The following is a 23,461-nucleotide window of genomic DNA, read 5'->3' as shown; positions in this document are numbered from 1 at the left end:
ATTCTAAGATAGATGAAGCTTCAACTTGGAGAGGAAGATCAAATGATGCATAATGATTCCCCGAAAAATGCCAGTGTGCCGCAGCCCATCAGAAGTGATGGTGCTGGAGGCATTGATAATGGCCCCCGTGATGTGATGAGGGATTTGCAAAATCCCGACATGCTGGTTCCGCCCGTAACAGATAATGGACTCATTCCGAACATGAGATTTTCTTTTTCAGATGCCCATATGGAGTTGAATCACGGTGGATGGTCAAGAGAAGTAACCGTAAGGGAGCTACCAATTGCCACAACTCTTGCCGGAGTTAATATGAGTTTGACACCGGGCGGCGTGCGCGAACTTCATTGGCACCAGCAGGCGGAATGGTCTTATATGCTGTTGGGGAGTGCCCGTATTACTGCCGTCGACCAAGAAGGAAGAAATTTTATTGCTGATGTGGGCCCTGGTGATCTCTGGTATTTTCCACCCGGCATTCCACACTCAATACAAGGTCTTGAGGAAGGCTGCGAATTTTTGCTGGTTTTTGATGACGGCAGCTTCTCTGATTTGAACACTTTATCCATCTCCGATTGGTTTGCACATACTCCAAAAAATGTACTGTCTGCCAATTTTGGCGTTCCTGAAGCTGCTTTTTCATCCATCCCTCAAGAACAAGTATATATCTATCAGGATGCCGTTCCCGGTTCAATCCAAAGTCAAGCGGTTTCTTCTCCCTATGGTACGTTGCCTCAATCCTTTAAATATGAATTACTCGCTCAGCCTCCCATCAAAACGCCGGGTGGAAGCGTACGAATCGTCGATTCCTCCAATTTTCCGATATCCCAAACGATCGCGGCTGCTCTCGTTGAGATTGAGCCTGGTGCAATGAGAGAAATGCACTGGCATCCCAATAATGACGAATGGCAATACTATCTTGCCGGGCAAGGCCGAATGACTGTTTTTGGCGGAAATGGTGCGGCGCGCACATTTGATTTCAGAGCCGGGGATGTTGGATATGTACCTTTTGCTTTCGGTCATTACATCCAAAATACAGGCTCAAGCACGCTATGGTTTCTTGAAATGTTTAAAAGTGACCATTTTGCAGATGTTTCCTTGAATCAATGGATGGCACTTACACCGACAGAGCTCATTCAGAGCAATTTACATGTTGGCGCAGATGTGACCTCTAAATTGCGGAAGGTAAAATGGCCCGTCGTCAAGTATCCCGGTTATTCTTTTTATCCAAAGGATGAACTCTGAAGAATCTGGTGAACGTGCGTCTTGTCCGTGCTCTCAGAAAAAAGCACATCCTCATGCTTTTCTTACTGCTTTCTAATGTGAATTTAATTATCTCCGAATATATTAAAGCAAATAGCACTTTATAAACATAAAAGGCTGTTAAAATTCGGGGAGTGAGAAATGAAAGATGCAAAAAATTGCACAAGTCACGGCCTTTTTTTGGATTATGAAGATTTGCGCTACTACGCTGGGTGAAACCGCAGGTGACTTATTGTCACAAACCCTTAATGTAGGCTATGCCATTAGCTCCATGATTTTGTTTAGTGTTTTTTTAATTAGTCTTATTTTTCAACTTTCTTCTAAGAAGTACCATCCATTTCTTTATTGGACTGTAATTCTCACAACGAGCACTGCTGGCACGACCATGTCAGACTACATGGATCGTAGCCTAGGGTTGGGTTATGCAACGGGATCATTAATTTTAGTATGTATATTGTTAGCCATTTTTTCATTTTGGTATTTTAGTGAGCGATCATTGAACGTCAATAATATTACTACACGGAAAGTAGAATTGATTTATTGGATTGCCATCTTGTTCTCAAACACTTTAGGTACTGCTTTAGGTGATTTTTTGGCGGATAGTTCCGGTCTTGGTTTTGTAGGAGGAGCGGTTTTAATAGGGAGCTTGCTGGGTATTATTCTACTATTAACTTATTTCACAAATATTTCACGAGTATTTTTATTCTGGCTAGCATTTGTATTAACACGTCCTTTTGGAGCGACATTTGGAGACCTTCTTACCAAATCCCACGCAAAGGGAGGATTGGATTTAGGGACTATGGGATCTTCGCTGGTACTGGTTACAATTCTTATAGCTTTAATTATCTACACTACTCTAAACGCATCTAAAATGAAACAAACACCGGAGTTAAACGCAAGTTAATCATTTAACGAACAGATATAAAGAGCTGTTCCAAAGCGCCGACTGCATCCCTGTACCGTTATTAGTTATCCATAGCTACTTAGTATACAAAGATATAGGCTCCGACTTTAGCCGGCAGCCTATATCTTTGTAGCATTATAACTGGGGCGGACTTCATCCCTCCCCTAATCATATACTGTATAAAATTTCGTAAAGGTGGCAGACGACGTGAAGCAGCTTGAAATAAAACTTGTCTTGTTCCAAAGAGATTATTTTGCACGAAGAAGAAGAGTGTTCAATCGTGTGCGGTTGATAAACCAAAATTAAATAAACTATCTTTCCTTTAGCAGTGTATTGGAGATTCTCGAGTATGATGTTTTAAGGTCAAATCGGAAAGACCTGTCGGTTACGGACGGTTCCCAATTTCTTACCATCCCCATACAAGGTGCTACAGCCTGACGGGAAGGTGTCTCGTTTGAAATCGATCCTTTCCTGATCACCAACGATATTGGGAAACGTCTGGTCACGCGCAACACCATATCGGTAATGTCAACGAGTGGAGTCCAATGAACGCTCCGTGTTTATCTACTTTACAATTCCGTTACGAATGGCAAATACAACCGCTTGCGTGCGATCTTCAACCGCGCATTTTTGAAGAATTCGATGAACATGTGTCTTAACTGTGCTCTCACCGATATAAAGCCTGGCGGCGATCTCTTCGTTACGTAGTCCGTAAGCCATCTGTTGCAAAACTTCCAGTTCTCTATCTGTAAATGGTTCAGGCGGCATAGTAACTGATATCTGATCTGGTGCCCGAAATTCATGCGCTGAACGGATGGCCTTTCCAATAACTTTGGCGGCAATCGCAGTTCTGAAGATCGCTTCTCCCCGGCTGGCTGCCCGAACTGCATCTACAAGTTCATCAGGTGCCGCGTCCTTTAATAAATACCCGATTGCTCCCGCACGGATGCCATCATACACATAATCCTCCTGATCGAATGTGGTCAGAATGACAACCTTGCAATCCGGTATAGCGTCTACGATGTCACGGGTTGCTTCAATTCCTCCCCCTTCTGACATTTGAACATCCATTAGCACCACATGTGGCCGGACACGTGCCGCCAGTTCGACGGCTTCGCGGCCGCCTGATGCTTCACCCGTTACTTCCATGTCTTCCTGAGCGTTAATGATAAATCGTAAGCCATGCCGGACCAAATGCTGATCGTCCACAAGGATTACTCGGATCAATGGTCCTGTCATTCCTCTTCACCTTTCATTTCAGTTTTCCCAACGGCCGTCGGCACCTGAATCACGAGCTTCATTCCATGCGGATCAGCCGTTAGAATCTCTAAAGATCCTCCTGCCCGTTCGCATCGTGCCTTCATGCCTGAAAGCCCAAAACCCGAATGGTTCTGATTGGTCCCTGTCCATCCTCCATTATCAGTTACGATCATAGTCAATTTCCCTGTATGTTCTGAGACTGTAATATCAACCCGGGACGCTTGCGCATGCCGAATAACATTGGTGAGTGCCTCCTGAAGAATCCGATACAGTAATTCAGATAGGGTAGATTCCCACCTTCCCGTTCGTCCATCTACGGAGAAGCTGATATGAAATTCGACTTGCTCTTGAACTTGCTTAACCAAACTTCGCAGGGCAACCAGACCAAGCCCCGTTTTATCGATGGCCATCTGATGCACGACGGAACGCACTTCCTGAAGACAACCACGTGCCACCTCCAAAACAGTCCGTAAAGCTGTCTCGGCTTCATTGGCATCCATTTTCATCATATAAGGCAATGCCTGAAGCTGAACAATGACGGAGGTTAAACCGTGTCCGATGCTATCATGAAGATCATGGGATATCCGGCTTCGTTCTTCCAGGACAGCATAATGTAATAAACGATTCGTAGCCGATTCCAGTTCACGATGCGTTTCTTGAAGCTCTAGGTGGGCTTCCTCTAATTCCGCATGAATTTCCCGCAATTGCTCATAGTGCCATTTGCTCGTTTCGGCTGCTTCCCGCTTGATTCTCGTTCCCCAGAATAGGACGTATATACCTGCATGCATTACGGAATACGCAACAATATCACTTGAGTACACATGCTGCATGTGGAGAATGACTGCATCCGCTGTAATGATCGCGAGGGTCAGTAAAACAGAGCGCAGGATCGGCAATCGCAGCACGCTATAAGCAATAAGGTAGCAAAGCAGGGCAAACACTAATTCACCCGCGTCGAACGCTATCCAGTAAAAGGTTGTTAATAGCCAGATTCCAATGACAATAATCGTGCGTTTTCCGCTATGATGCAACCACTTTGTACTCCAAAGCAAGGCCAGGTAAACGATTCCTAATAACAGACCTGCTATCGCATTCCATAATGAAGGCGTTTTGAACATTCCTGCAAGAGCATATAACAAAATCAGACTTAAAATCATGTTTCGGGAGTGGGCTACTATATATTTCCAAATCGCTGCCAACTTTTGTTGAATGGGCATAGGGAACATACCCGTCAGAACGCTCCTATTGGGTACAAGCTGTCCCGCATTCGTTTCGTCATTTTCATTGTGACACCTTCTCCAGTATTTTGTTTTTCTGCTCACATTATAGCAGCTGGTCATCCCTAATATCTAACGGCGTTGTCCCTGCAATTGCTGGTACTTTAGATAAATAATATATCGACGTGCAATGACACTGCCCAACGGAATAAATAAGACAGCCGTACTTAAAGACAGAAAAATATGATGCGCTCCCCATAAACCCGCCAATACACGAAGAAGCATAACCGCTATGAAAAGAATAACACCGACAATGGAGCCTTGAGAGGTTGCTTTTCCGGTCACAGGATGGATTCGAACCTTTTCCAGCTTCCCTCTCCATGCGCCGATGGCAAGCCCGACAAGCAAACAAATCAAGTACAGAAAGAAGCTTGCTGCTGTCAGGGTGTTTCCAGTCATGCTTGAAAAAGTTAAATAAGCAAACAACACTGGTGTAATCCATAAGCGGGACGGGAGGATTTCTTTCTCTTTTAGCATTAAAAAAACGATGATAACCAAAATGATGACATAGCTGCCCATGTTCTTCCCTCACATTCCTTATTTTACTCAACTACACGTAACCAGTTTAACCAATAGCAGTCGCTTTGAAGTCCATCTACAGGTTGATTTCCCCCTCCGCCCCTAGACAGGGCATTGGATACATTGAAATCCCTCATTTCTAATCAGTTTCTAATCTAAGCTTAAATGTTCTATGGTTTTTCACATGTAATTCTCACTATCATTTCATGATCTTTATGTACATTGTTCAGGAGGGAGAAGCATTTAAGAAGGTTTCCAGTATATGAGGAGGATTATGAATGAAACAAGAGGATCGGGATCAGAACATGAAAAGCGAGAGTCGGCCCATTTCCACAGAGGATTTGGTTAAACCATCTATAGGCTGGCAAATGCTAAACAAGGTGCCGGAGGTCACCATTTTCTTTTGGATTATTAAGATTATGACGACTACCGTGGGAGAAACCGCTGCCGACTTTTTGAACTTCAATCTACATTGGGGTTTGACTCGTACAACTGTGGCCATGGTTGTTCTCTTACTCGTCACACTTCTATTCCAGTTCAGGTCACGCAAATATATTCCCGGGATCTACTGGCTCGTAGTGACTCTCGTCAGTGTTGTGGGCACGCTCGTTTCAGATAACCTTGTGGATCACATAGGGATCTCGCTGCAAGTTACGACAACCGTCTTTGCTCTTGCTCTACTGGGGACTTTTACGCTTTGGTATGGGAGCGAAAAAACATTATCCATTCATTCTATTTACACGATCAAGCGTGAAATATTCTACTGGGCAACGATATTCTTTACCTTTGCCTTGGGTACAGCAGCTGGTGATCTTATATCAGAGGGCCTTGACTTAGGTTATTGGAGGTCGGCGTTTATGTTTGCGTCACTGATTGGTATCATTACGCTTGCCCACTATCGGCTTAAATTCAATGCCGTATGGTCCTTCTGGTTGGCGTACATTGTGACCCGGCCTCTCGGCGCCTCACTTGGGGATTATCTGTCACAATCTCACATTGATGGCGGGCTTGGCCTGGGTACGGCTGGAACTAGCGTGATTTTTCTCGTAACTATTTTAATCTTGGTGATCTACCTGACGAAATCCGGAATAGATCAAACCCAACCATCATCATAATCAGCTAAAAAGCATAGAAGAAAACTTACCCGGGACATAGCCGGAATAATCCCGGGTAGATTGCATCTTGACTCTAATGCTATATTTTCACAATAAAAACTTAGTAAAAATATTGAAATTAATAACCAAATATCTTATAATTACAACAAATAATCTCTTCTAACAATTAAAATTCGCAAATCTCAGCCAAATTTATGTTCAGGTTTTTCTTTCTCTCACATCGCTAAATTTATACTATTTTTGCGTTATTATTCCATTATCAGGAGAGTGGCTGTAATTATGTTTAAAAAAGAGATTTTAACAGGCTCACTACAGGAGCGCAAACTGATCGTAATCGACGATGTAGCAGCATTGGGCTACCCTTACAGTGAGTATGATCAGGGCCGAAAGGTCGGTGGTTATGCCGCTATGGCGCAATTTTCCAAAGGAGATATCAGCACTGGACTTGCCTACGTCAACATTCATTTGGATCGGAATAAAGACATGTTCTGGGGAATTAACGTAATGGAAGCTTATATGAAGTATAAAGAGTATTACACACCCGCATTAAAGGATAAAGTAAAAGCAAAAATGCTCAGTTTTAACATTTTGAATGCCGATGGGACGGCTCTGTCGGGAAATACAGAAAATCAACGGCTCATGTATGCGGCAGTCGGGGTTGTCGGAGCGGAAGAATGGCCAGATTATCCGGTGAATTATGCTACCATCGCCAGAAGTTATCTGCTGTCCGAACTTCCCACAATTACAAAACAGGGGTACTTTGAATACGACTCCCCAACATATTTTATCCATCATGTAGGACCGCTATTGTTCATTACTGAACACTTGAAAGATGCGACATTGCGGAATATGGCCAAACTGACGTTGGAGTGGTATTTTGCCAGTATCGTAGGGGAGTGGCTGCATGGGTACTGGGTGACCAGTCAGGCCAGAACATATAATGCGCAGCAAGAGCCGGGATATACACTTGATGAGAGTGCAGTGCTACTGTGGATGTTGTTTGGAGACAGTCGTAAGCCGATATATCTCGGCAATGAAACCAATCTGAAATTTACCACGATTCCATTTACGGTTGCGAACTACGAGTTACCAGACATTTTCAAGAGTATAGCGACAGCCCGTTCTACAACTTACACACATAAGGAACGGATGCCTAGAAACAGTAACAAACCGTATAAGACAAGCTACATCACCCCAGATTACGCCGTATTCAGTCAAAAGGACAATCGGCTCGCACAAAACCAGCTTCATCGTTGGGGCATCAAATGGGTGGGAGATACATACAGTGACGAACCAAATACGTTCTTCATGAAGCAACACTTCAGTGAGCCGATTAACTTGAATCCGTCCAACTCGGAATATTGGATTGGCGGAACAAATATGGAGGAAGTGCTTCAGGACGACGGTGCACTCATTGCGGTATACAATATCACAAATTCAAATACATGGATCGACGGCCCTGTTTCATATAACGGAATCAAAGCAACGATCGAACAGGACCCATTCAATAGGAACGGCTGGATATTCTTCCATACAGGTAAAATGCTGATGGCTGTCAGGACGGCACAACCTTACGATTGGCCTTATGACACGGAATCGTGGAAATACGGAGGTTATCAGAGAGCGTTGCGGAGTGACGGGGCAAAAAATGCGGTCATCGTTGAAACAGCGCCTCTTATGGACTACGCAGGCGGTTCTTGCATTAGAGAGCTTGACTGCTTTGCTGAGGCTGTGCTGACGAAAACCGTAGTGGATTTCAGCGGTGTTAACGATACCAATCCCCGGGTCTATTACAAAGGATTAACAGGTAAAGAGATGGAAATCGTATATGCCACCTAATGGAAATAAACTCGATTTGGTTCATGACAGAGAGAGACGGACCTATGATTTCAATAACTGGAAGGTAACATCAAGCATTATGTAAAGTGTCTGTCGCCAACTGACAAGGGCGTCTCAACCAGGCTATCAGATCTGTTTGAGACGCCCCTACATTTACTTCCAGGTGCCTACATGGGTTTGCACAAACTGATCAAATGAGATCGGGCTGCGCCCAGTGACACGCTCCACGGTATCGGTAACTTGGTCTTCACTTCCATTTTCACGTATCCTTTGATCCAATCCCGCTAGCATGGCAGCGTAGTTCGCAGGCATACCTGCCTGAATCATGCCAACTTTCAGTTCTTCGTCAGACAACGAGATGTGCTGAATCGTTTTTCCTATAACATGGCTGATAAACTGAGCAGCTTCACCATAGGTCAACGAATGAGGTCCAGTAATCACATGAGCTGTGTTATGCGGCTTATCATCAATCAAAGCTCTTACCCCCACTTCTGCAATGTCATCTGCGCTGACGAAACCCACTCTCCCATCCCCTGTCGCACTATAAATCGTGCCGGTGTTTTTGATGGTGCTTACATGCTGGCCTTCGGTAAAGTTCTGCATAAAATAGGATGGCTGTAATACTGCCCACTCAGGAGCTAAATTTCTGATGGCTTGATGCACCGGTCCGAATACCGGGCCATCCGTAGGGACAGATGCGCTGCCCAGAAGCACGAACCTTTTCACGCCTTCATGAATGGCTTTTTCAATAAAAGGAATCATGACTTTGGCGGGATTTACGTCCAATACAGGCACAACCAAATAAATTTTATCTACATTCGTCAGCGCTTTTATATGTGTTGATTCATCGTACCAATCGAAATGTACATGATCTGAGCCGGGCAAATTTGTCGATTTACTTCGTCCCGCTAAGCGGACAGGATGCTGAAGCTGCGTAAGTCTGGCAGCAATGCGACTACCGGTTTTACCGCTTGCCCCTGTAATTAACGCTATAGAGCGCTCATAAAAAATCAATCCAAAATCGACAGCGTCGTACGCACGATATCTTTAAGCACCTCAGGGCTTGCGCCTGTCTTGGCGGTAAATGTCAACGATAGCCGGGCATGATTTAGAAATCTGGCGATCGACCGTAGCTCAGACTCCGTGGAATGAATCTCTCCCTCTTTATGAGAACGGACCAGGGCGTTGTAGAAAGCAAGCTCAAGCCTTTCTGTACTCGCAGTTATAAAAACTTTGATTTCATGATGATGCGGAACCTGTTCAATAGCACTGTTCATAATAAAGCATTCCTTGGATAGCTTGGGATCCGTCAAAACCCTGACAGATTCATTAAAAATCATCGCTATGGCTTCCTTAATGCTCACTGGTTGACTTAGAAGATGAACTACGGCGTCGGTTTTGTCACCTATATAGAGCTGAATAGCCGAGAAGAATAAATCATATTTCGTCCCATAGGTATCGTAAAGACTCTGCCGTGCTATACCCAACTGATCCAGTAAAATCGTCAGAGAAGTTCCCTCATAACCATGCTCTCCAAATACAGCCATGGCTTTTCGCAGTACACTCTCCGTATCAAATTCTTTAGCTCTTCCCAATCCCCATGTTCACCACCTTGCCTAAGATCATACTTTTATCAGACTAATCAGTCAAGAAAAAAAAGGCTATTCTCCCATTCAACAAACCAAGGCCGTTGCCTAATTACACAGAAATAGCTGCAAATACGCAAAAAAACACCGTATCGGAATACGATGTTTTTTGTCGTACGAATTCAGGTGGTTCAGCTTGAAGCTATTCATCAGAATCTACATTATGGTAAACCTGCTGAACGTCTTCCAAATCTTCTAATGCATCAATCAATTTATCAAATTGAAGCTGTGCATCTTCTGGAAGAGTAATATCATTTTGGGCAAGCATGGTAAGTTCGGCCACTGTAAATTCTGTAACTCCCGCCTGCTTGAAGGCTTCCTGCACAGCATGAAACTGGTCAGGCTCAGCATATACGATAACAGCCTCATCTTCTTCGATGATATCACGCACCTCTACATCTGCCTCCATCAACAGCTCCAACACTTCATCAGCGGTTTTACCTACCAGACCAATAACCGCCGTTGAATCAAACATATAGGCTACAGATCCGCTTACACCCAGGCTACCGCCATTTTTAGTAAAAGCAGAACGTACATCAGATGCCGTGCGGTTTACGTTATTGGTGAGTGCATCTACAATGACCATAGAACCGTTTGGTCCGAAGCCTTCATAGCGAAGCTCAACATAGTTTTCATCTCCGGCGCCTTTTGCTTTTTCAATCGCCCGGTCAATGATCGCTTTCGGTACATTGTACGTTTTTGCACGTTCTAGTACGACTCTGAGAACCCGATTGGATTCAGGATCAGGCTCACCCTGTTTGGCTGCTACATAAATTTCTACGCCAAATTTAGCATATATACGACTCGTATTAGCATCCTTGGATGCCTTTTTTTCTTTAATATTGTTCCACTTACGTCCCATAATATCCCGCTCTCTTTCTATATGAATATACACAACGGTATTCATTATATCCTTGTATATTATATCTCCTTAAGGACGCTTGAACAAGTTCAAAGGATTTAGTGATAAAAAATGTCCTTTTCTCATGGAATTCTAATTTTCATCTAAAGATACTCCCATGTTCAAGAGTTAAGATCATATTACTTTCTACTTTTGAATCACATAAGAAAAGGAGTAATCCCTAATATGTTATCTAACCTGGACTATCAGATTTTTCACCTCATTAATGAACAAGCGAACAACTATTCTGTTCTGAACGGGCTGATGCGTTTTTTCGCCGAAGATGCCCAATATGTGTTCGCTTTAGCCTTGCTCCTGTACTGGTTCTCAAGAAATAAACTCAACCGTAAGATGACCACATCGGCGGTGGTATCCGTATGTCTGGGCATGGGGATCAGCTTTATCATCGGGCATCTTGTGTACCGGGATCGTCCCTTCGTCACCCACGCCGTCATTCAACTAATCAAGCATCCGGCCAACGCCTCTTTCCCGAGCGACCACGCCATTGGAGCTTTTGCGCTGGCGGCCACGTTTTGGCTGTACGGTAAGAGGTTTAGATTGATGTGGCTCGCCGCAGCTTTACTTATCGGTTTTTCCCGTATCTGGGCTGGCGTTCATTACCCGTCAGATATTGCCGCTGGTGCGCTGATTGGCACCTTGTGTGCAGTTAGTACCCGATATCTGCTCCAGCGCTTCAAACGTCCTCAGAAACTGGTAAACTCTTGCTTGAACCTGTACGAAAAAATGGAACATAAAATCTGGAACAGATCAAACAAACCACAAGCTGACGATGCTTGAGTGTGAAAGAAGCTCCGTAAACCATGGGATATGGGTTACGGAGCTTCTTTGATTTATCTAACCTATTTAGACTCTGTATATTGGAAAACAAAGCGTTACGGTTGTCCCGGTATTTTCAACACTGCTGACTCGGATATCACCGTTATACCGCTTGACAAGCTGCTTGGCTATCGCAAGACCCAATCCCGTCCCGCCCTGCTCGCGGCTTCTGGCCTTATCTACCCGGTAAAATCGATCGAACAAATAAGGCAAATCCTCCGCCGGAATTCCGATTCCGTAATCGGTTATATGAATATAAACCTCGTCTCGATCCAGCATACCAGCTACGAAGATTTCTTTCGAAGAACCAGAATATTTGACAGCGTTATCCAGCACGATCAATAATAATTGTTCCAGATGCTGGGGCGTTATGTGAATCTGTACCTTTTCGAGGGGAATCAATTCTTCCCGGAATATCATATCAGGATGCAGCATGGCAAAATTGGTAAGTGTATACTGAACAGTGTGAAGGATGTCTATTGCAGGCACATTTTGCTCAAGGGTACCCGATTCCGCCCTGGTTAACTCCAGAAGATCGTTTACAATGCCTTTCAAACGCTCAAGCTCCTGAACGGAAACACTGAGCGACTCGTCCAATATAGCCGGATCATGTTTGCCCCAACGGTTTAATAAGGAGATATGGCCTTCAATAATCGAAATAGGTGTGCGTAATTCATGGGAGGCATCCTCTACAAACTGCTTCTGCTGTTGGAAAGATCGCTCCAACTGATCAATCAGCCCATTAAACACTCTTCCCAGATTTGACAGCTCATCATTGTTATCGGATACTTGCACACGTTCCTCATGCAGCCCTTTTTTCCGTATTCTTGTCATCGTATCCGTCATGGATTGAATCGGCCGGATCAACTGGCGTGACAGAAAAATTCCTCCTAAGGCGCTTAATAGAATAGCTCCTATACCACCCGCAATCATGACACCCTTTATTTTGTCACTCACCTTCTCTAAATTCTCCATGTTATTGATGATTTCAACCGTTCCCTTAAAGCGACCTGAATTCAGCGGACTTCGCATGATCAAGACCTGATCCTCCAGATGCCATGCAGTCATAATCCTGGCGCTTTGCGCTGTTTGCGGCGGAAACCAATCCTCAGGCATTTCGTCACTGACACTCAATAGCGGGGCTCCTTGCTCATTCAAAATTCGGATCATTTGATGCGGATCATTCATATCCTCAATAAATCGTCGATTGTTCACGATTTCCTGTGCGGATATGTGTTTTTCCTGAAAAAAACTTTGGATTTCGTTCATACTCTTGCGGATACTCACTTCTCCCTCGCTGATCATCCATTGGTTAATCGTAAAATATTGGACACCGTTGTACAAAACAAACAAAATGCATAGCAGCAACGAAGACCACACCGACAATTTCCAACGAATAGGCAACCGGGAGAATATGGATTTTAACGTTGTCATTTTCGGATCACATACCCCAATCCGCGTAGTGTCTGAATAAAGCTCGGTTCCCCAGGCTCGTCGATTTTGCTTCGCAGGTATCGAATATACACATCGACGACATTCGTCTCCACCTCTGAATCATAGCCCCATATGAGTTCCAGTAATCTCTCCCGGGTCATAACGCGCCCAATATTCTGCATTAATATGGACAGCAGATCAAATTCACGCTTCGTCAATTCTACAATTTTCTGGTCTTTTGTCAGAACGCGGGCCTCGCTGTCCAGCACCAGTCCATTGTAGATAATCTGGGTGGTATCCTCCACAGAACCACTGCGTCGCAGCAAAGAACGCATCCGTGCCAGCAACTCCTCAATGGCAAAAGGCTTGGGGATGTAGTCATCTGCGCCGCTGTCCAGCCCCATTACTTTGTCCATCACACCGTCTCTGGCAGTTAGCATAATGATTGGAGTTTGTTTCGTTTTGCGAATCCGTCGGCATACTTCGATTCCGTTGAGGCCTGGGAGCATTAAATCCAGCAGGATGATATCCCATTCCTCGTTTAACGCAGACTCCAGCCCCTTCCGCCCTTCATAGTTGACGGTTACCTCGTAAGATTCATGCTTTAGTTCCAGCTCAATGAAACGGGCCAAATTTTTCTCATCTTCGATCAGCAGTATCTTCTTCATAGCTATCCTTTCTATGCTTGGGGCGTCTTTTCCTAGTATGCTTGATATAGAAACCAGTTTACTCTATGTACATTAAAAAATAATGATCTTTTCATTTTATTTTTCTCATGATATTTTAATGTGTCCTGAGTAAGCTTAATCATGAATCTATGAACACAGTTCTGTGATCAATTTATCATGAAATGAGGTTCTTCTGTTGAAAATGAAAATACTGTTGACCGCCATCGCTCTAACGGCAGCCTTTTGTATAATGTCCCATTCCGGCTGGTTTACGAACCGTTCTGACGCTAAGGGCGTTCAACCCTCGGCTTTGGCGGTCACACCCGTCAAGTCTGAAACAACGCAGTCCAATGCCGCCAAATCTCCGCACCGCATTGATCATATCGTCATTGTTGTGGAAGAAAATCATTCGTCAAAAAAAATATCAGGCAATTCCTCCGCGCCCTTTATGAATGACCTGATGAAAAACGGTGTCTCTCTGATGGATCATTATGCAATCGAACACCCGAGTCAACCGAACTATCTGGATTTGTTTTCCGGTTCCAATCAAGGGGTGAACAATGATCTGACTCCCAAGAAGATGAACGCCAACAGTCTGGCATTGGAGCTTATGAAACATGGATATACGTTCGGGGGCTACTCAGAGGGATTACCCAAAACCGGATTTACAGGCCCTTATGATCTGAAAACCCTGTATGCCAGAAAACATAATCCTTGGGTGAATTTCACCACCCTGCCTGCCTCGATCAATATGCCTTTAACCAGCTTTCCGCAAAATTTTAATCAGTTGCCGACTGTTTCTTTTGTCATTCCCAACCTGAACCACGATATGCACGACGGCACGATTCGGGAAGCAGATCAATGGCTGCAAGCTCACTTGTCCTCTTATGCCCGCTGGGCACCGCAGCATAATAGTCTTTTAATCGTAACATGGGACGAAGATGACATGAGCAACAAAAACAAAATCCCGACTATGATTATAGGTCCTCATTTGAAAAACGGCCCTTACAACGGGAAAAGCAATCATTTCTCCGTGCTGCGCATGATCGAACAATTATACGGATTGGAGCTGCTGGGCAAGAGCAGAACGGCACCGCCGCTTAATATATGGACAACAGGCTCATAAATGTCTAATATGATGGTGGAGTATGACTTGAAGGGGATAGATCACTTGGATGTACTATATAAAAAGTTGAGCAATAATCATGAAATAATGGTATACGACACCACAGAGCTCTATGGTGAAAAGGGATTATTCCGGGTGATGCAGTTTTCAAATGCAGCCGTACAAGGCGCGATGGATTTGAATCATCCGCAACGCATTCTGTTCGAATATCCGAGAGCTATCATCCATCTGATGGAGCTGAACGATCCGTCATTTGAAGACGTGTTTGTGATTGGGCATGGTATAGGGACGATTGCGGGTCATTTTACAGATAAACGCTTCAAGATTGCAGAGCTGGATGCACAAGTCGTGGAATTCAGCCGAACATTCTTTGGATACGATAAGGACAACGTGACCGTTGGTGATGGACGTTGCATGTTGGAGAAGGAAGCGCTGGATGCATATGATTATATTATTTTGGACGCCTTCACAGATCAGGGAACGCCGCCACATTTAATATCCCGGGAATTTTTCAGGATGGCCAAAGAAAAGCTGGATTCCGAAGGCTCCGTGATCATGAATGTAATGGGCAAAAGTGAGCACGATCATCTGATGAATGCCATTCATACAACGTTGCGTGAGGAATTCGCTTATGTCACAGCTTTCTCCCTCCCCTCGGAAGGCGCTGCCGACATTCAAAATATCATTATGATAGGTCGGGACAAGCCAATCCGGTTTCAGGCACGTCATATGGCAGGCTTTTATGAAATTGCACTTGGAGAAGGTCACATTCTACAGGACACAGACACGTAATGCTTGTACAATAATTGTTGGTAAAGATACGCCCAAACGATTGTAGTCCGGGCGTATTGGATTGTAGAACCGTATAGGGTGCAGGCTTGTAATTTATTAAGCCGAGTGACTATTGCTGAATAAGTTCCAATATCCGTCGCTCTACATCTTGGATATGAATGGTTTCTTTGTTGCTGGTTCTTCGCTCCACAAACTCTATTTTCCCGTGCTCAGCATCTTTACTAACGACGATGCGTACGGGAATACCCACTAAATCCGAATCTTTGAATTTAACCCCGGGGCGTTCCTCCCGATCATCCATCAACACTTCCACACCGTGATCCTGTAGCTGGTTATACAAATCCTCGGCCATCTGCATTTGCAAGCTGTCTTTAACAGAGATCGGAATAATATGAACTTGAAACGGTGCCAGCGCATGGGGCCATATGATTCCGTTCTGGTCGTGATTTTGCTCCACAATGGCAGAAAGGATTCGGGAAATGCCAATGCCGTAGCAGCCCATAATCATCGCCTGATCTGTTCCGGACGCATCCAGAAAAGTCGCGCCCAGCTTCTCGCTGTATTTAGTGCCCAGTTTAAACACGTGTCCAATCTCAATCCCACGATGAAACTTCAACTTCCCTTTGTCACAGCGAGGACATGGTTCCCCTTCCATGACGTTGCGTAAATCCGCCACATGGCAAAGATCCATATCGCGTCTTGGATTCACATGCCGATAATGGGTTTCCAGCTCGTTCGCGCCTGCGATGCCACTGGACATTTGAACGACGGCGTAATCCACCCACACAGGGATCGTCAAGCCGCATGGGCCTACGAACCCCGAGGGGGCCCCAGTCGCCTTTGATACGGCATCTGAACTTGCTATTTCGAATTTTTCACTACCTAAAATATGTTTCACTTTCACTTCGTTGACCTCATGATCTCCCCTGACGACTACAGCAATGGGTTGATCGTCACTCATATAAATCAGTGTTTTGATCACATCCTGTGGCTGTATTTGCAGCGATTTGACCAGTTGATCTATCGTGCGCAGACCTGGAGTATGAAACTTTTCCATTTTATCTGCGGCAGTTAATGCTTCTGATTTTTCCATGCTTCGTGGCTCGGCTTTTTCAAGATTAGCGGCATAGTCACAGCAATTACAAGAGGCAATCGTATCCTCTCCAATGTCAGCCAGCGCCATAAATTCATGGGTTCCGCCTTCGCCGCCAATAGTACCCGCATCTGCTTCTACTGCACGAAAGTTCAGGCCACAACGGGTAAAAATGCGTTGGTAGGCCTTGAACATGGTCCAATAGGCTTGATCCAGTCCTTCCCAGCTCGTATCAAACGAATAGGCATCCTTCATCAAAAATTCCCTACTACGAAGCAAGCCAAATCGTGGACGTCGTTCATCTCGGAATTTGGTTTGAATTTGATATAGCATTACAGGTAATTTTCGATAGGAGTTCACTTCATTCCGTACTAATGACGTAATGACCTCTTCATGAGTAGGACCCAAAGCGAATTCCCGATCATGCCGGTCTTGAAGACGTATCAGCTCTGGACCGTACACATCGTATCTCCCTGATTCTTGCCACAGCTCGGCAGGCTGCAATGCAGGCATTAACAGCTCTCCAGCCCCTGCACGATCCATTTCATCCCGTACGATTTGCTCCACTTTCCGGAGAACGCGTCTTCCAAGTGGCATGTAGCTATACACTCCGGCTGCGAGTTGGCGGATCAACCCTGCACGTAGCATAAGCTGATGACTGATCACTTCGGCTTCTGCGGGCGATTCACGTAATGTTGTCAGTAATAATCGACTTTGGCGCATATGTGGCTGCCTCCTTGTATGGACGATAAATTGTACGCAAAAAAGACACATCCGTCAGGGACGAATGTGTCGTGGTACCACCCTTAATTTGACCATATCCATAGTATGGAACGGCCCTTCATCAGATAACGGCGTCTAACCGGTAACGGTTTAAAATACATTCCGCTACAGCTCACAAGGCAGGAAAACGTTCATTCGCGGCGGAGAAACCTTTCAGCCCATGGGTTTCTTCTCTGTACGGCGATTGTTGAACCTTTGGTCCTTGGTCTACACTATTCCTGTATATTACAATTTTTGTTATCATACACGAAACGGAAGCCGTGATCAAGGAGCTTTTTTTGAAATTCATCCTGGGACATGAAACGGTTCAGCGAACGTGTCAACACCCCGTCATTGCTTCTCAAAAAACGACGACGTATCTCACGTTATTCATCAGGCAACCTGCTCCTTATACCATTCTGAATGGACCTCGAACATCCTTGAACAAATACTGGTTTATGTATCTTTCTTTTTAAAATACACACCCTTAAAAACCATAAAGTTTTGCGCATACCTGCCGTACAGCTCGTTGAACTTGGAACGGAGTGTATTCGAAGAGAGCATGTCTGAAACTGTCCGGTCGGTTTGGAGCGTTAATACGGCACAACTGATTCCAAATTGGCAAATCTGTTCCATCGGATAGCCCTGAATAATTCCATATATCATCCCGGCAATAAAAGCATCCCCTGCGCCCGTGACATCAACGATCCCTTGAACAGGCTGCACGGGAATTTGTCCGTGAGTTCCACCTTGAGATGCAAATAAGACGCTGTCTGCACCACCAGTAAGAACGACATGTTTAACTCCGAGCTTATGAAAAACTTGCGCTGCCTCCAGCATCTGCTGATCATCAGTTATCTTCAATCCCAAATAAGCTTCTGCCTCCACAACATTACATACCAGCCATTCTACTCCATTCAGATTACGGGGCAGCTTTCTCATTTTGGAAGCCGATACAGAAGAAACAACCAACGGAACTTGATGTTCGTGGCATAATCGGATTGTGGAAGCAAGTACGTTCGCGGAAAAATTAGTATCCAGCAGCACCAATCCGGATGAGGTGATCAAAGGGGCGTTATCAAGGATAGCTGAGGCACGGATCTGGTCGTAAATCTCCATTTCTGCAGTTGCTACAATCATTTCACCCTGCTCGTCCAGCAGAGCGGTGTAGACCCCGGTAGATGGTTCGCCTTTGACTTGAAGAGGGACCACGTGGATGTAACGGCTGGACTGTTCAACTACAAATTCACCTTCCGCATCATCTCCAACTGCGGTCAGCAGACTGACCCACTGCCTCAGCCGTCCCAAATTTTCAGCCACATTCCGAGCTACCCCTCCGCAAGATTGCTGTCTGGTGCTGCTTGGATTGGAGGTGTGAAGCTGAAATGTACCTTTAATCATAATTTTACGATCAATATTGGCCCCCCCGATACATAATATATGTTTTCGAACAGGCCAAGGCTCGTTCTGGCCATTTTTATGGAGCTGTTTAAAACTCATTACTTGACTCCTTTCGCGAGTCCATTCGCATTGGATGATATATTTGTTGACTTTATAAATTGTCGCTTTATAAAATTAGCACGTTTCCAATGTCAAATTCCTGAGAATAATGTCGAGCTCATCAAATTAGTCCTTTAGATACATACAAGGCTAAACACAATTCAAAAAAAGTTTGTTTAAACCTTGTTATGAGATATATATATATAATATTTTTCAATATCTATGTTTTTGCAATACATATCTCTCCACTTATTTGTATCATAGTATAACAAAATGTTCACGTAGCCAAACAAAAAATCGCCCGTGGTAAAATGGAAGTGCTACCGTCCACTTTAAAAGAGCGATTTCATTTAGAACATCTAAGATCAATTCAATCATTGCATGATAACTATTTTAACATAAATAAAGCGGCTCCATGAGAGGGTAAATCTGCGGACAATTCTTGCTCAAAAGTGCCCAGATCCACACGGTTCCATAAGTCTCTGCCACTTGTCTGTCCTTCTATGCCAAGGTCTTGCAGCGATACACGGACCCGCGAAGCTTCATCTCCAGCATTAAACAAAGCCGCATATATGTGACCCTCCTCGTTATGCGAAGTCCAAACAATATGCTCATCCTTTCTGTACACCTGCTGCGCATCCAAGCCGTTGCGGTGAGCATCCAGCACCTCTTCATTGGTCAGCAGAGAAAGTGTCCATGCATCGTTATCCCGCAGTTCTCCCCCAAACATCAGTGGGGACCGGAAAATACTCCACAAGGTCATCATCGTCAGTTGTTCATCCTTCGTAAAGCGTGTCCAGCGGTCATGGCTACCGGAATCTACAGAATCGACCGAGCGAATACCCAGATGACCCAGTGGCAGCATGTCGCAATCCGGCCAGTGGCCCGGGCCCACGTGCTCTGCCCACTTCTCACAGCGCTCAAACATGCCGTGCAGCAAAGGCCATACATCCCAGAAATCGTCGGTCATGCGCCACATATTGGCGTTGGCGATTAATTCGGATGCATGCTCCAGCGGTGCCGGACCTGGCGATAGACTCAAAACCATCGGACGTCCGCATTGGGCGATGGCCTGCCTAATCAATTCAATTTCCGCCAAGTGAGTATCATAGAGTCGGGAAGCTGCAATGTCATCCACTTTGACAAAATCGACACCCCATTCCGCGTACAGGTCAAACAGCGAATTATAATATTCTTGTGCGCCTTCCTTGGTAGCATCTACCCCATACATATCTGTATTCCAGGGACAAATGGAGTTGGGATGCGCAATCTGTCTCGCTGTTGCCTGGGTTTCCAAAATCGGCGTATCCTGATGCACCGCCTGTCTCGGAATTCCTCTCATAATATGTATACCGAATTTCAAGCCCAGACTGTGTACATAATCCGCAAGAGCCTGGAAGCCGTGTCCATCCGCTGCGGAAGGAAATCGATTCGTCGCTGGAATAAGGCGCGAAAATGAATCCATTTCCAGTGGAACGAAAGAACGATACTGTGAAGATACAGCCCCCGGCTCATACCACTGAATATCTACCACGATATATTCCCAACCGTATTCCTTCAAGTGCTCCGCCATATACTGCGCATTTCCCCGCACTTCTTCCTCACGCACTGCTGCGCCGTAGCAATCCCAGCTATTCCACCCCATAGGCGGTGTATGCGCTGTCAAATGATGCTTCATTTTGATTCATCCTTTCGTCTAAGAGAACTAAACCTGCTGCAAAAATCCACCTCGTCACTACGGTATTATTATAATGTAAACCCTTACTTTTGTCGCTCGTCACCTGTTTCTTTATTTTCCATTCCCACTTTTTATACAAATAAGTTGACTAACTTAGAGAATGTGGTACATTTAAAATTGTATGTTAAAAAACTTTGACTTGAATCAGAGGGTGATTTTACGTGTGCGAGCATGCTTATCGAATTTTGTTGTTTTACAAATATGTCAATATTGAAGATCCTGCCACCTTTACGGCAGAGCATCTGGCTTACTGCAAGGAATTGGGCGTCAAGGGAAGAATTTTGATCGCTCAGGAAGGAATTAACGGAACACTGTCTGGTACGGTAGAGCAAACCGAGCAATATATCCGTGATTTGCGCGCCAATCCGAAATTCCACGATATCGTTATTAAAATAGATGAGTCTGACAGTCATGCGTTCAAGAAAATATTTGTACGCCATCGTCAGGAGCTGGTTACGTTGCGCCATGAGGATGAGCTGGACCCTAACGTAATCAGTGGCAAGCGTTTGTCACCGAAGGAGTTTTACGAACAGCTTCAAGGTGAAGATGTGGTTGTGCTGGACGGACGTAACGACTATGAATATGATATCGGTCATTTCCGTGGTGCCATTCGTCCGGAAGTCGAATCTTTCCGTGAATTTCCACAGTGGATTCGCGACAATATGAATCGGTTTAAGGACAAGAAAATACTGACATATTGCACGGGTGGTATCCGCTGTGAGAAGCTGTCCGGTCTTCTGATAAAAGAAGGCTTTGATGATGTGGGCCAACTGGATGGTGGTATTGTAACCTACAGCAAGGACCCGGAAGTCCAAGGACGTTTGTTTGATGGTAAGTGCTATGTGTTTGACGAACGCATCTCAATCCCGATCAACCATACAGATGAAGACGTTGTTGTCGGTCATTGCTTCCATTGTGAAACGTCGAACGATCACTATATCAATTGTCCGGTGTGCAATCTCCAGCATATCGTATGTCCGGACTGCGAAGAGCAGCATCAACACTATTGCTCTGACGATTGCCGAACCAAAGCAGAAACTGCAGCTTCTGCATAAGTATAATTCAGTAAGATCATTAGTTTCGTAGTAAAAAAGGGATGTTCCTACTAGCCTTTCAACATGGCTGTGGACATCCCTTTTTATTGTACACAAAATATTTGCTGGAAGCTTCATAGTGTATTCCTATGGCCTTGATCGTTTTTTCATCTTGGACGGGCTCGAAAGCTGCCTCTTATAATGGAAAAAGTCATTACAGAAAGGATTGGTGGATTTGCATGATTGAAATTGTTCTTTCAACCCTTCTATCCGTTATCGTTCCGCTGTCCATTCCGGTAATCGCCGGTTTTTTACTCGGCAAATTCATGAAGCTGGAGACGAAGCCGCTCTCGACTCTATACTTATATTTTTTAAGTCCCGCGATGATTCTGGACACGCTGCTGAAGGCACAGTTATCCTGGCATGATGTGGCGCAGACGGCCGCTTTTTCGATCCTGAATCTGCTGCTGTTATGGGGAATTGCACAAATTGCAGGAAAAATGTTTAAGCTGAGCGCCCCGGAAACAGCCGGACTCACCCTAATCTCCACACTGACCAATAGCGCGAATTATGGCCTGCCCCTAATTTTACTTGCCTTTGGGCAGCTCGGTCTGGATAAAGCCTCCGTGTATGTCGTCATCCAGATGATCCTGGTCAATACGATTGGAGTTTATTTTGCGGCCCGCTCTGAGTTTTCCGTCCAAAGCGCCGTCAAGTCGGTATTTTCACTTCCGGCGATCTATGCAGCTCTGCTGGCGATAGGACTTCGACTGCTGGACTTGCATCTGCCCTCCGGCATCCAAGCGGGCGTTTCGATGATTGCTGCCGCCTATTCTCCAGTCGTACTGGCGATTCTGGGCACCCAAATGGCTTATGTGAAAATATTCAAGCTGGAGCCGTCCATTAAAAAAGCCAGCTACGCAGGACTAACAATCCGGCTACTGCTCTCTCCGCTTGCTGCCTGTCTTGCCATGCTGATACTGGGGATATCAGGCCTTTTGTTCTCCGTCCTTTTCATTCTGGCGTCAATGCCGGTGGCCGTAAATGCCGTCATCTTAGCAGAAAAATTTAATGCATCACCCAAGCTCGTATCCACTTGTATTTTGTGGAGTACGCTTGCCTCATTCCTGATTTTGCCCGTGTTGATTATGATTGTCGCAGGATAGCTATAAAAAAAGACTCTCTATGGTGTAGAGAATCCAATATGCAGCCTTCTGTCAACCTCAGGCTGCATACAATTGGTTAGCGTATTCGGGGAAAACTGATCCAGCCCAGCAGATTTAATCTTGATTTTTTTCCCTTTTCCCGGATTTGTCCCATAAATTCTCCAAGAAATCGTTCCCACTTTAAGCCTATTTCTTTTTTCGCGCTATCGTTTTCAAGCACACATCTTACGCTTTGGTTTAAGGCCGATTCCAGGTGCGTTAAAGCTTCGCGTAAATGATTATCTATATTTTGTTCGCTCATCTATCCGTGCTCCTCACTTTTCGGTATCGTCAAGCAATGCAATTTCTTGGTCAAGCTGCTTTTTCATTCTTTCAAATTGGGCTTCGGCAACGATATCTTCCACTTCTTGCCGGGCTAATTCAATGTAAGATTTGCTCCGATTGATCAAGTTGGCTCCGCCTTGCATACCAGCTTCGGCAAGAGGGCGGAAAGTAGTTTTAGCAATAGGAAGCAAAGCAGAAGCGGCAAAGGCGAGCGCAGTGCCGATTACAATTTTGTCAAAGTTATTTTGCAGCATCGTAATCCTCCTTGT

22 protein-coding genes are annotated in these 23,461 nt (G+C 44.9%); 9 read left to right on the top strand and 13 right to left on the bottom strand.

From position 1 onward, the window contains the following. Positions 1-45: 45 nt before the first annotated feature. Positions 46-1,239 (top strand): oxalate decarboxylase family bicupin, encoded by a 1,194-nt coding sequence (locus ACWXW9_RS23155; protein ID WP_494931408.1) that lies wholly within the window; start codon positions 46-48, stop codon positions 1,237-1,239. Between the two features lie 166 nt (positions 1,240-1,405). Further along, positions 1,406-2,161: a COG4705 family protein gene (locus ACWXW9_RS23150; protein WP_494931354.1), complete on the top strand. Its 756-nt coding sequence runs from the start codon at positions 1,406-1,408 to the stop codon at positions 2,159-2,161. Between the two features lie 564 nt (positions 2,162-2,725). On the opposite strand, the gene ACWXW9_RS23145 is transcribed toward ACWXW9_RS23150, so the two are convergent. Genes ACWXW9_RS23145 through ACWXW9_RS23135 form a run of 3 tightly spaced genes read right to left on the bottom strand, consistent with a single transcriptional unit; the run spans position 2,726 to position 5,217 of the window. Further along, entirely contained in the window at positions 2,726-3,400 is a 675-nt protein-coding gene (locus ACWXW9_RS23145) for a response regulator (protein WP_494931353.1), read from the bottom strand. Next, positions 3,397-4,743: a sensor histidine kinase gene (locus ACWXW9_RS23140; protein WP_494931352.1), complete on the bottom strand. Its 1,347-nt coding sequence runs from the start codon at positions 4,741-4,743 to the stop codon at positions 3,397-3,399. The genes ACWXW9_RS23145 and ACWXW9_RS23140 overlap by 4 nt, the downstream gene beginning before the upstream one ends. A gap of 27 nt (positions 4,744-4,770) precedes the next feature. Continuing rightward, a complete protein-coding gene (locus ACWXW9_RS23135; protein ID WP_494931351.1) occupies positions 4,771-5,217 on the bottom strand; it encodes a hypothetical protein in 447 nt (148 codons plus the stop codon). A 278-nt stretch (positions 5,218-5,495) separates the two neighbouring features. Between ACWXW9_RS23135 and ACWXW9_RS23130 the strand changes: the two genes are divergently transcribed. Together ACWXW9_RS23130 and ACWXW9_RS23125 are read left to right on the top strand one after the other, a co-directional pair. Then, entirely contained in the window at positions 5,496-6,332 is an 837-nt protein-coding gene (locus ACWXW9_RS23130) for a COG4705 family protein (protein ID WP_494931350.1), read from the top strand. Positions 6,333-6,611: 279 nt separating this feature from the next. Further along, entirely contained in the window at positions 6,612-8,171 is a 1,560-nt protein-coding gene (locus ACWXW9_RS23125; protein WP_494931349.1) for a hypothetical protein, read from the top strand. 153 nt (positions 8,172-8,324) lie between these two features. On the opposite strand, the gene ACWXW9_RS23120 is transcribed toward ACWXW9_RS23125, so the two are convergent. The 3 genes from ACWXW9_RS23120 to ACWXW9_RS23110 all read right to left on the bottom strand — a co-directional run bounded on the left by ACWXW9_RS23120 (position 8,325) and on the right by ACWXW9_RS23110 (position 10,679). Further along, positions 8,325-9,182 carry an ergot alkaloid biosynthesis protein gene (locus tag ACWXW9_RS23120; protein ID WP_494931407.1) on the bottom strand — a complete coding sequence of 286 codons (858 nt, stop codon included), beginning with the start codon at positions 9,180-9,182 and terminating at the stop codon, positions 8,325-8,327. Continuing rightward, the gene (locus ACWXW9_RS23115) at positions 9,182-9,766 is read right to left on the bottom strand and encodes a TetR/AcrR family transcriptional regulator (RefSeq protein ID WP_494931348.1); all 585 of its coding nucleotides are present in this window, start codon (positions 9,764-9,766) and stop codon (positions 9,182-9,184) included. The genes ACWXW9_RS23120 and ACWXW9_RS23115 overlap by 1 nt, the downstream gene beginning before the upstream one ends. Before the next feature lie 193 nt (positions 9,767-9,959). Continuing rightward, a complete protein-coding gene (locus ACWXW9_RS23110; RefSeq protein WP_025686422.1) occupies positions 9,960-10,679 on the bottom strand; it encodes a YebC/PmpR family DNA-binding transcriptional regulator in 720 nt (239 codons plus the stop codon). Positions 10,680-10,904: 225 nt separating this feature from the next. Between ACWXW9_RS23110 and ACWXW9_RS23105 the strand changes: the two genes are divergently transcribed. Continuing rightward, positions 10,905-11,516, top strand: a complete 612-nt coding sequence (locus ACWXW9_RS23105; protein ID WP_494931347.1) for an undecaprenyl-diphosphatase — start codon at positions 10,905-10,907, stop codon at positions 11,514-11,516. 66 nt (positions 11,517-11,582) lie between these two features. Here ACWXW9_RS23105 and ACWXW9_RS23100 read toward each other — a convergent pair whose 3' ends face one another. Then, a complete protein-coding gene (locus tag ACWXW9_RS23100) occupies positions 11,583-12,989 on the bottom strand; it encodes a HAMP domain-containing sensor histidine kinase (protein WP_494931346.1) in 1,407 nt (468 codons plus the stop codon). After that, positions 12,986-13,657: a response regulator transcription factor gene (locus ACWXW9_RS23095; RefSeq protein ID WP_431088985.1), complete on the bottom strand. Its 672-nt coding sequence runs from the start codon at positions 13,655-13,657 to the stop codon at positions 12,986-12,988. The genes ACWXW9_RS23100 and ACWXW9_RS23095 overlap by 4 nt, the downstream gene beginning before the upstream one ends. A 202-nt stretch (positions 13,658-13,859) precedes the next feature. Between ACWXW9_RS23095 and ACWXW9_RS23090 the strand changes: the two genes are divergently transcribed. After that, positions 13,860-14,783 carry an alkaline phosphatase family protein gene (locus ACWXW9_RS23090; protein ID WP_494931406.1) on the top strand — a complete coding sequence of 308 codons (924 nt, stop codon included), beginning with the start codon at positions 13,860-13,862 and terminating at the stop codon, positions 14,781-14,783. Between the two features lie 27 nt (positions 14,784-14,810). Continuing rightward, entirely contained in the window at positions 14,811-15,575 is a 765-nt protein-coding gene (locus ACWXW9_RS23085) for a spermidine synthase (protein ID WP_494931405.1), read from the top strand. Positions 15,576-15,684: 109 nt separating this feature from the next. On the opposite strand, the gene ACWXW9_RS23080 is transcribed toward ACWXW9_RS23085, so the two are convergent. The 3 genes from ACWXW9_RS23080 to ACWXW9_RS23070 all read right to left on the bottom strand — a co-directional run bounded on the left by ACWXW9_RS23080 (position 15,685) and on the right by ACWXW9_RS23070 (position 20,608). Further along, positions 15,685-17,391 carry a proline--tRNA ligase gene (locus ACWXW9_RS23080; protein ID WP_494931345.1) on the bottom strand — a complete coding sequence of 569 codons (1,707 nt, stop codon included), beginning with the start codon at positions 17,389-17,391 and terminating at the stop codon, positions 15,685-15,687. Positions 17,392-17,886: 495 nt separating this feature from the next. Beyond that, positions 17,887-18,930, bottom strand: a complete 1,044-nt coding sequence (locus ACWXW9_RS23075) for a carbohydrate kinase family protein (RefSeq protein ID WP_494931344.1) — start codon at positions 18,928-18,930, stop codon at positions 17,887-17,889. 388 nt (positions 18,931-19,318) lie between these two features. Beyond that, positions 19,319-20,608 carry a glycoside hydrolase family 27 protein gene (locus ACWXW9_RS23070; protein ID WP_494931343.1) on the bottom strand — a complete coding sequence of 430 codons (1,290 nt, stop codon included), beginning with the start codon at positions 20,606-20,608 and terminating at the stop codon, positions 19,319-19,321. Between the two features lie 221 nt (positions 20,609-20,829). On the opposite strand from ACWXW9_RS23070, the gene trhO reads away from it, so the two are divergent. Both trhO and ACWXW9_RS23060 read left to right on the top strand, forming a co-directional pair. Then, complete coding sequence (gene trhO / locus ACWXW9_RS23065) at positions 20,830-21,723, top strand: oxygen-dependent tRNA uridine(34) hydroxylase TrhO (protein WP_494931342.1); 894 nt, start codon at positions 20,830-20,832, stop codon at positions 21,721-21,723. Positions 21,724-21,941: 218 nt separating this feature from the next. After that, a complete protein-coding gene (locus ACWXW9_RS23060) occupies positions 21,942-22,868 on the top strand; it encodes an AEC family transporter (protein WP_494931341.1) in 927 nt (308 codons plus the stop codon). 76 nt (positions 22,869-22,944) lie between these two features. On the opposite strand, the gene ACWXW9_RS23055 is transcribed toward ACWXW9_RS23060, so the two are convergent. Then, positions 22,945-23,169, bottom strand: coding sequence for a hypothetical protein (locus tag ACWXW9_RS23055; RefSeq protein ID WP_025686429.1), 225 nt, complete (start codon positions 23,167-23,169; stop codon positions 22,945-22,947). Between the two features lie 13 nt (positions 23,170-23,182). After that, positions 23,183-23,446, bottom strand: coding sequence for a hypothetical protein (locus ACWXW9_RS23050; protein ID WP_025686430.1), 264 nt, complete (start codon positions 23,444-23,446; stop codon positions 23,183-23,185). Positions 23,447-23,461 lie beyond the last annotated feature (15 nt).

It is taken from the genome of Paenibacillus sp. LT-B23 (assembly GCF_059417685.1).
This window is presented reverse-complemented; position numbering and strand designations above follow the sequence as displayed.

Bases quoted from the DNA above. Each gene is read 5' to 3' on its own strand.
- ACWXW9_RS23155 (WP_494931408.1), top strand. From the start codon at position 46: ATGCATAATGATTCCCCGAAAAATGCCAGTGTGCCGCAGCCCATCAGA.
- ACWXW9_RS23150 (WP_494931354.1), top strand. From the start codon at position 1,406: ATGCAAAAAATTGCACAAGTCACGGCCTTTTTTTGGATTATGAAGATT.
- ACWXW9_RS23145 (WP_494931353.1), bottom strand. From the start codon at position 3,400: ATGACAGGACCATTGATCCGAGTAATCCTTGTGGACGATCAGCATTTG.
- ACWXW9_RS23135 (WP_494931351.1), bottom strand. From the start codon at position 5,217: ATGGGCAGCTATGTCATCATTTTGGTTATCATCGTTTTTTTAATGCTA.
- ACWXW9_RS23130 (WP_494931350.1), top strand. From the start codon at position 5,496: ATGAAACAAGAGGATCGGGATCAGAACATGAAAAGCGAGAGTCGGCCC.
- ACWXW9_RS23125 (WP_494931349.1), top strand. From the start codon at position 6,612: ATGTTTAAAAAAGAGATTTTAACAGGCTCACTACAGGAGCGCAAACTG.
- ACWXW9_RS23110 (WP_025686422.1), bottom strand. From the start codon at position 10,679: ATGGGACGTAAGTGGAACAATATTAAAGAAAAAAAGGCATCCAAGGAT.
- ACWXW9_RS23105 (WP_494931347.1), top strand. From the start codon at position 10,905: ATGTTATCTAACCTGGACTATCAGATTTTTCACCTCATTAATGAACAA.
- ACWXW9_RS23100 (WP_494931346.1), bottom strand. From the start codon at position 12,989: ATGACAACGTTAAAATCCATATTCTCCCGGTTGCCTATTCGTTGGAAA.
- ACWXW9_RS23095 (WP_431088985.1), bottom strand. From the start codon at position 13,657: ATGAAGAAGATACTGCTGATCGAAGATGAGAAAAATTTGGCCCGTTTC.
- ACWXW9_RS23090 (WP_494931406.1), top strand. From the start codon at position 13,860: ATGAAAATACTGTTGACCGCCATCGCTCTAACGGCAGCCTTTTGTATA.
- ACWXW9_RS23080 (WP_494931345.1), bottom strand. From the start codon at position 17,391: ATGCGCCAAAGTCGATTATTACTGACAACATTACGTGAATCGCCCGCA.
- ACWXW9_RS23075 (WP_494931344.1), bottom strand. From the start codon at position 18,930: ATGAGTTTTAAACAGCTCCATAAAAATGGCCAGAACGAGCCTTGGCCT.
- ACWXW9_RS23070 (WP_494931343.1), bottom strand. From the start codon at position 20,608: ATGAAGCATCATTTGACAGCGCATACACCGCCTATGGGGTGGAATAGC.
- ACWXW9_RS23060 (WP_494931341.1), top strand. From the start codon at position 21,942: ATGATTGAAATTGTTCTTTCAACCCTTCTATCCGTTATCGTTCCGCTG.
- ACWXW9_RS23055 (WP_025686429.1), bottom strand. From the start codon at position 23,169: ATGAGCGAACAAAATATAGATAATCATTTACGCGAAGCTTTAACGCAC.
- ACWXW9_RS23050 (WP_025686430.1), bottom strand. From the start codon at position 23,446: ATGCTGCAAAATAACTTTGACAAAATTGTAATCGGCACTGCGCTCGCC.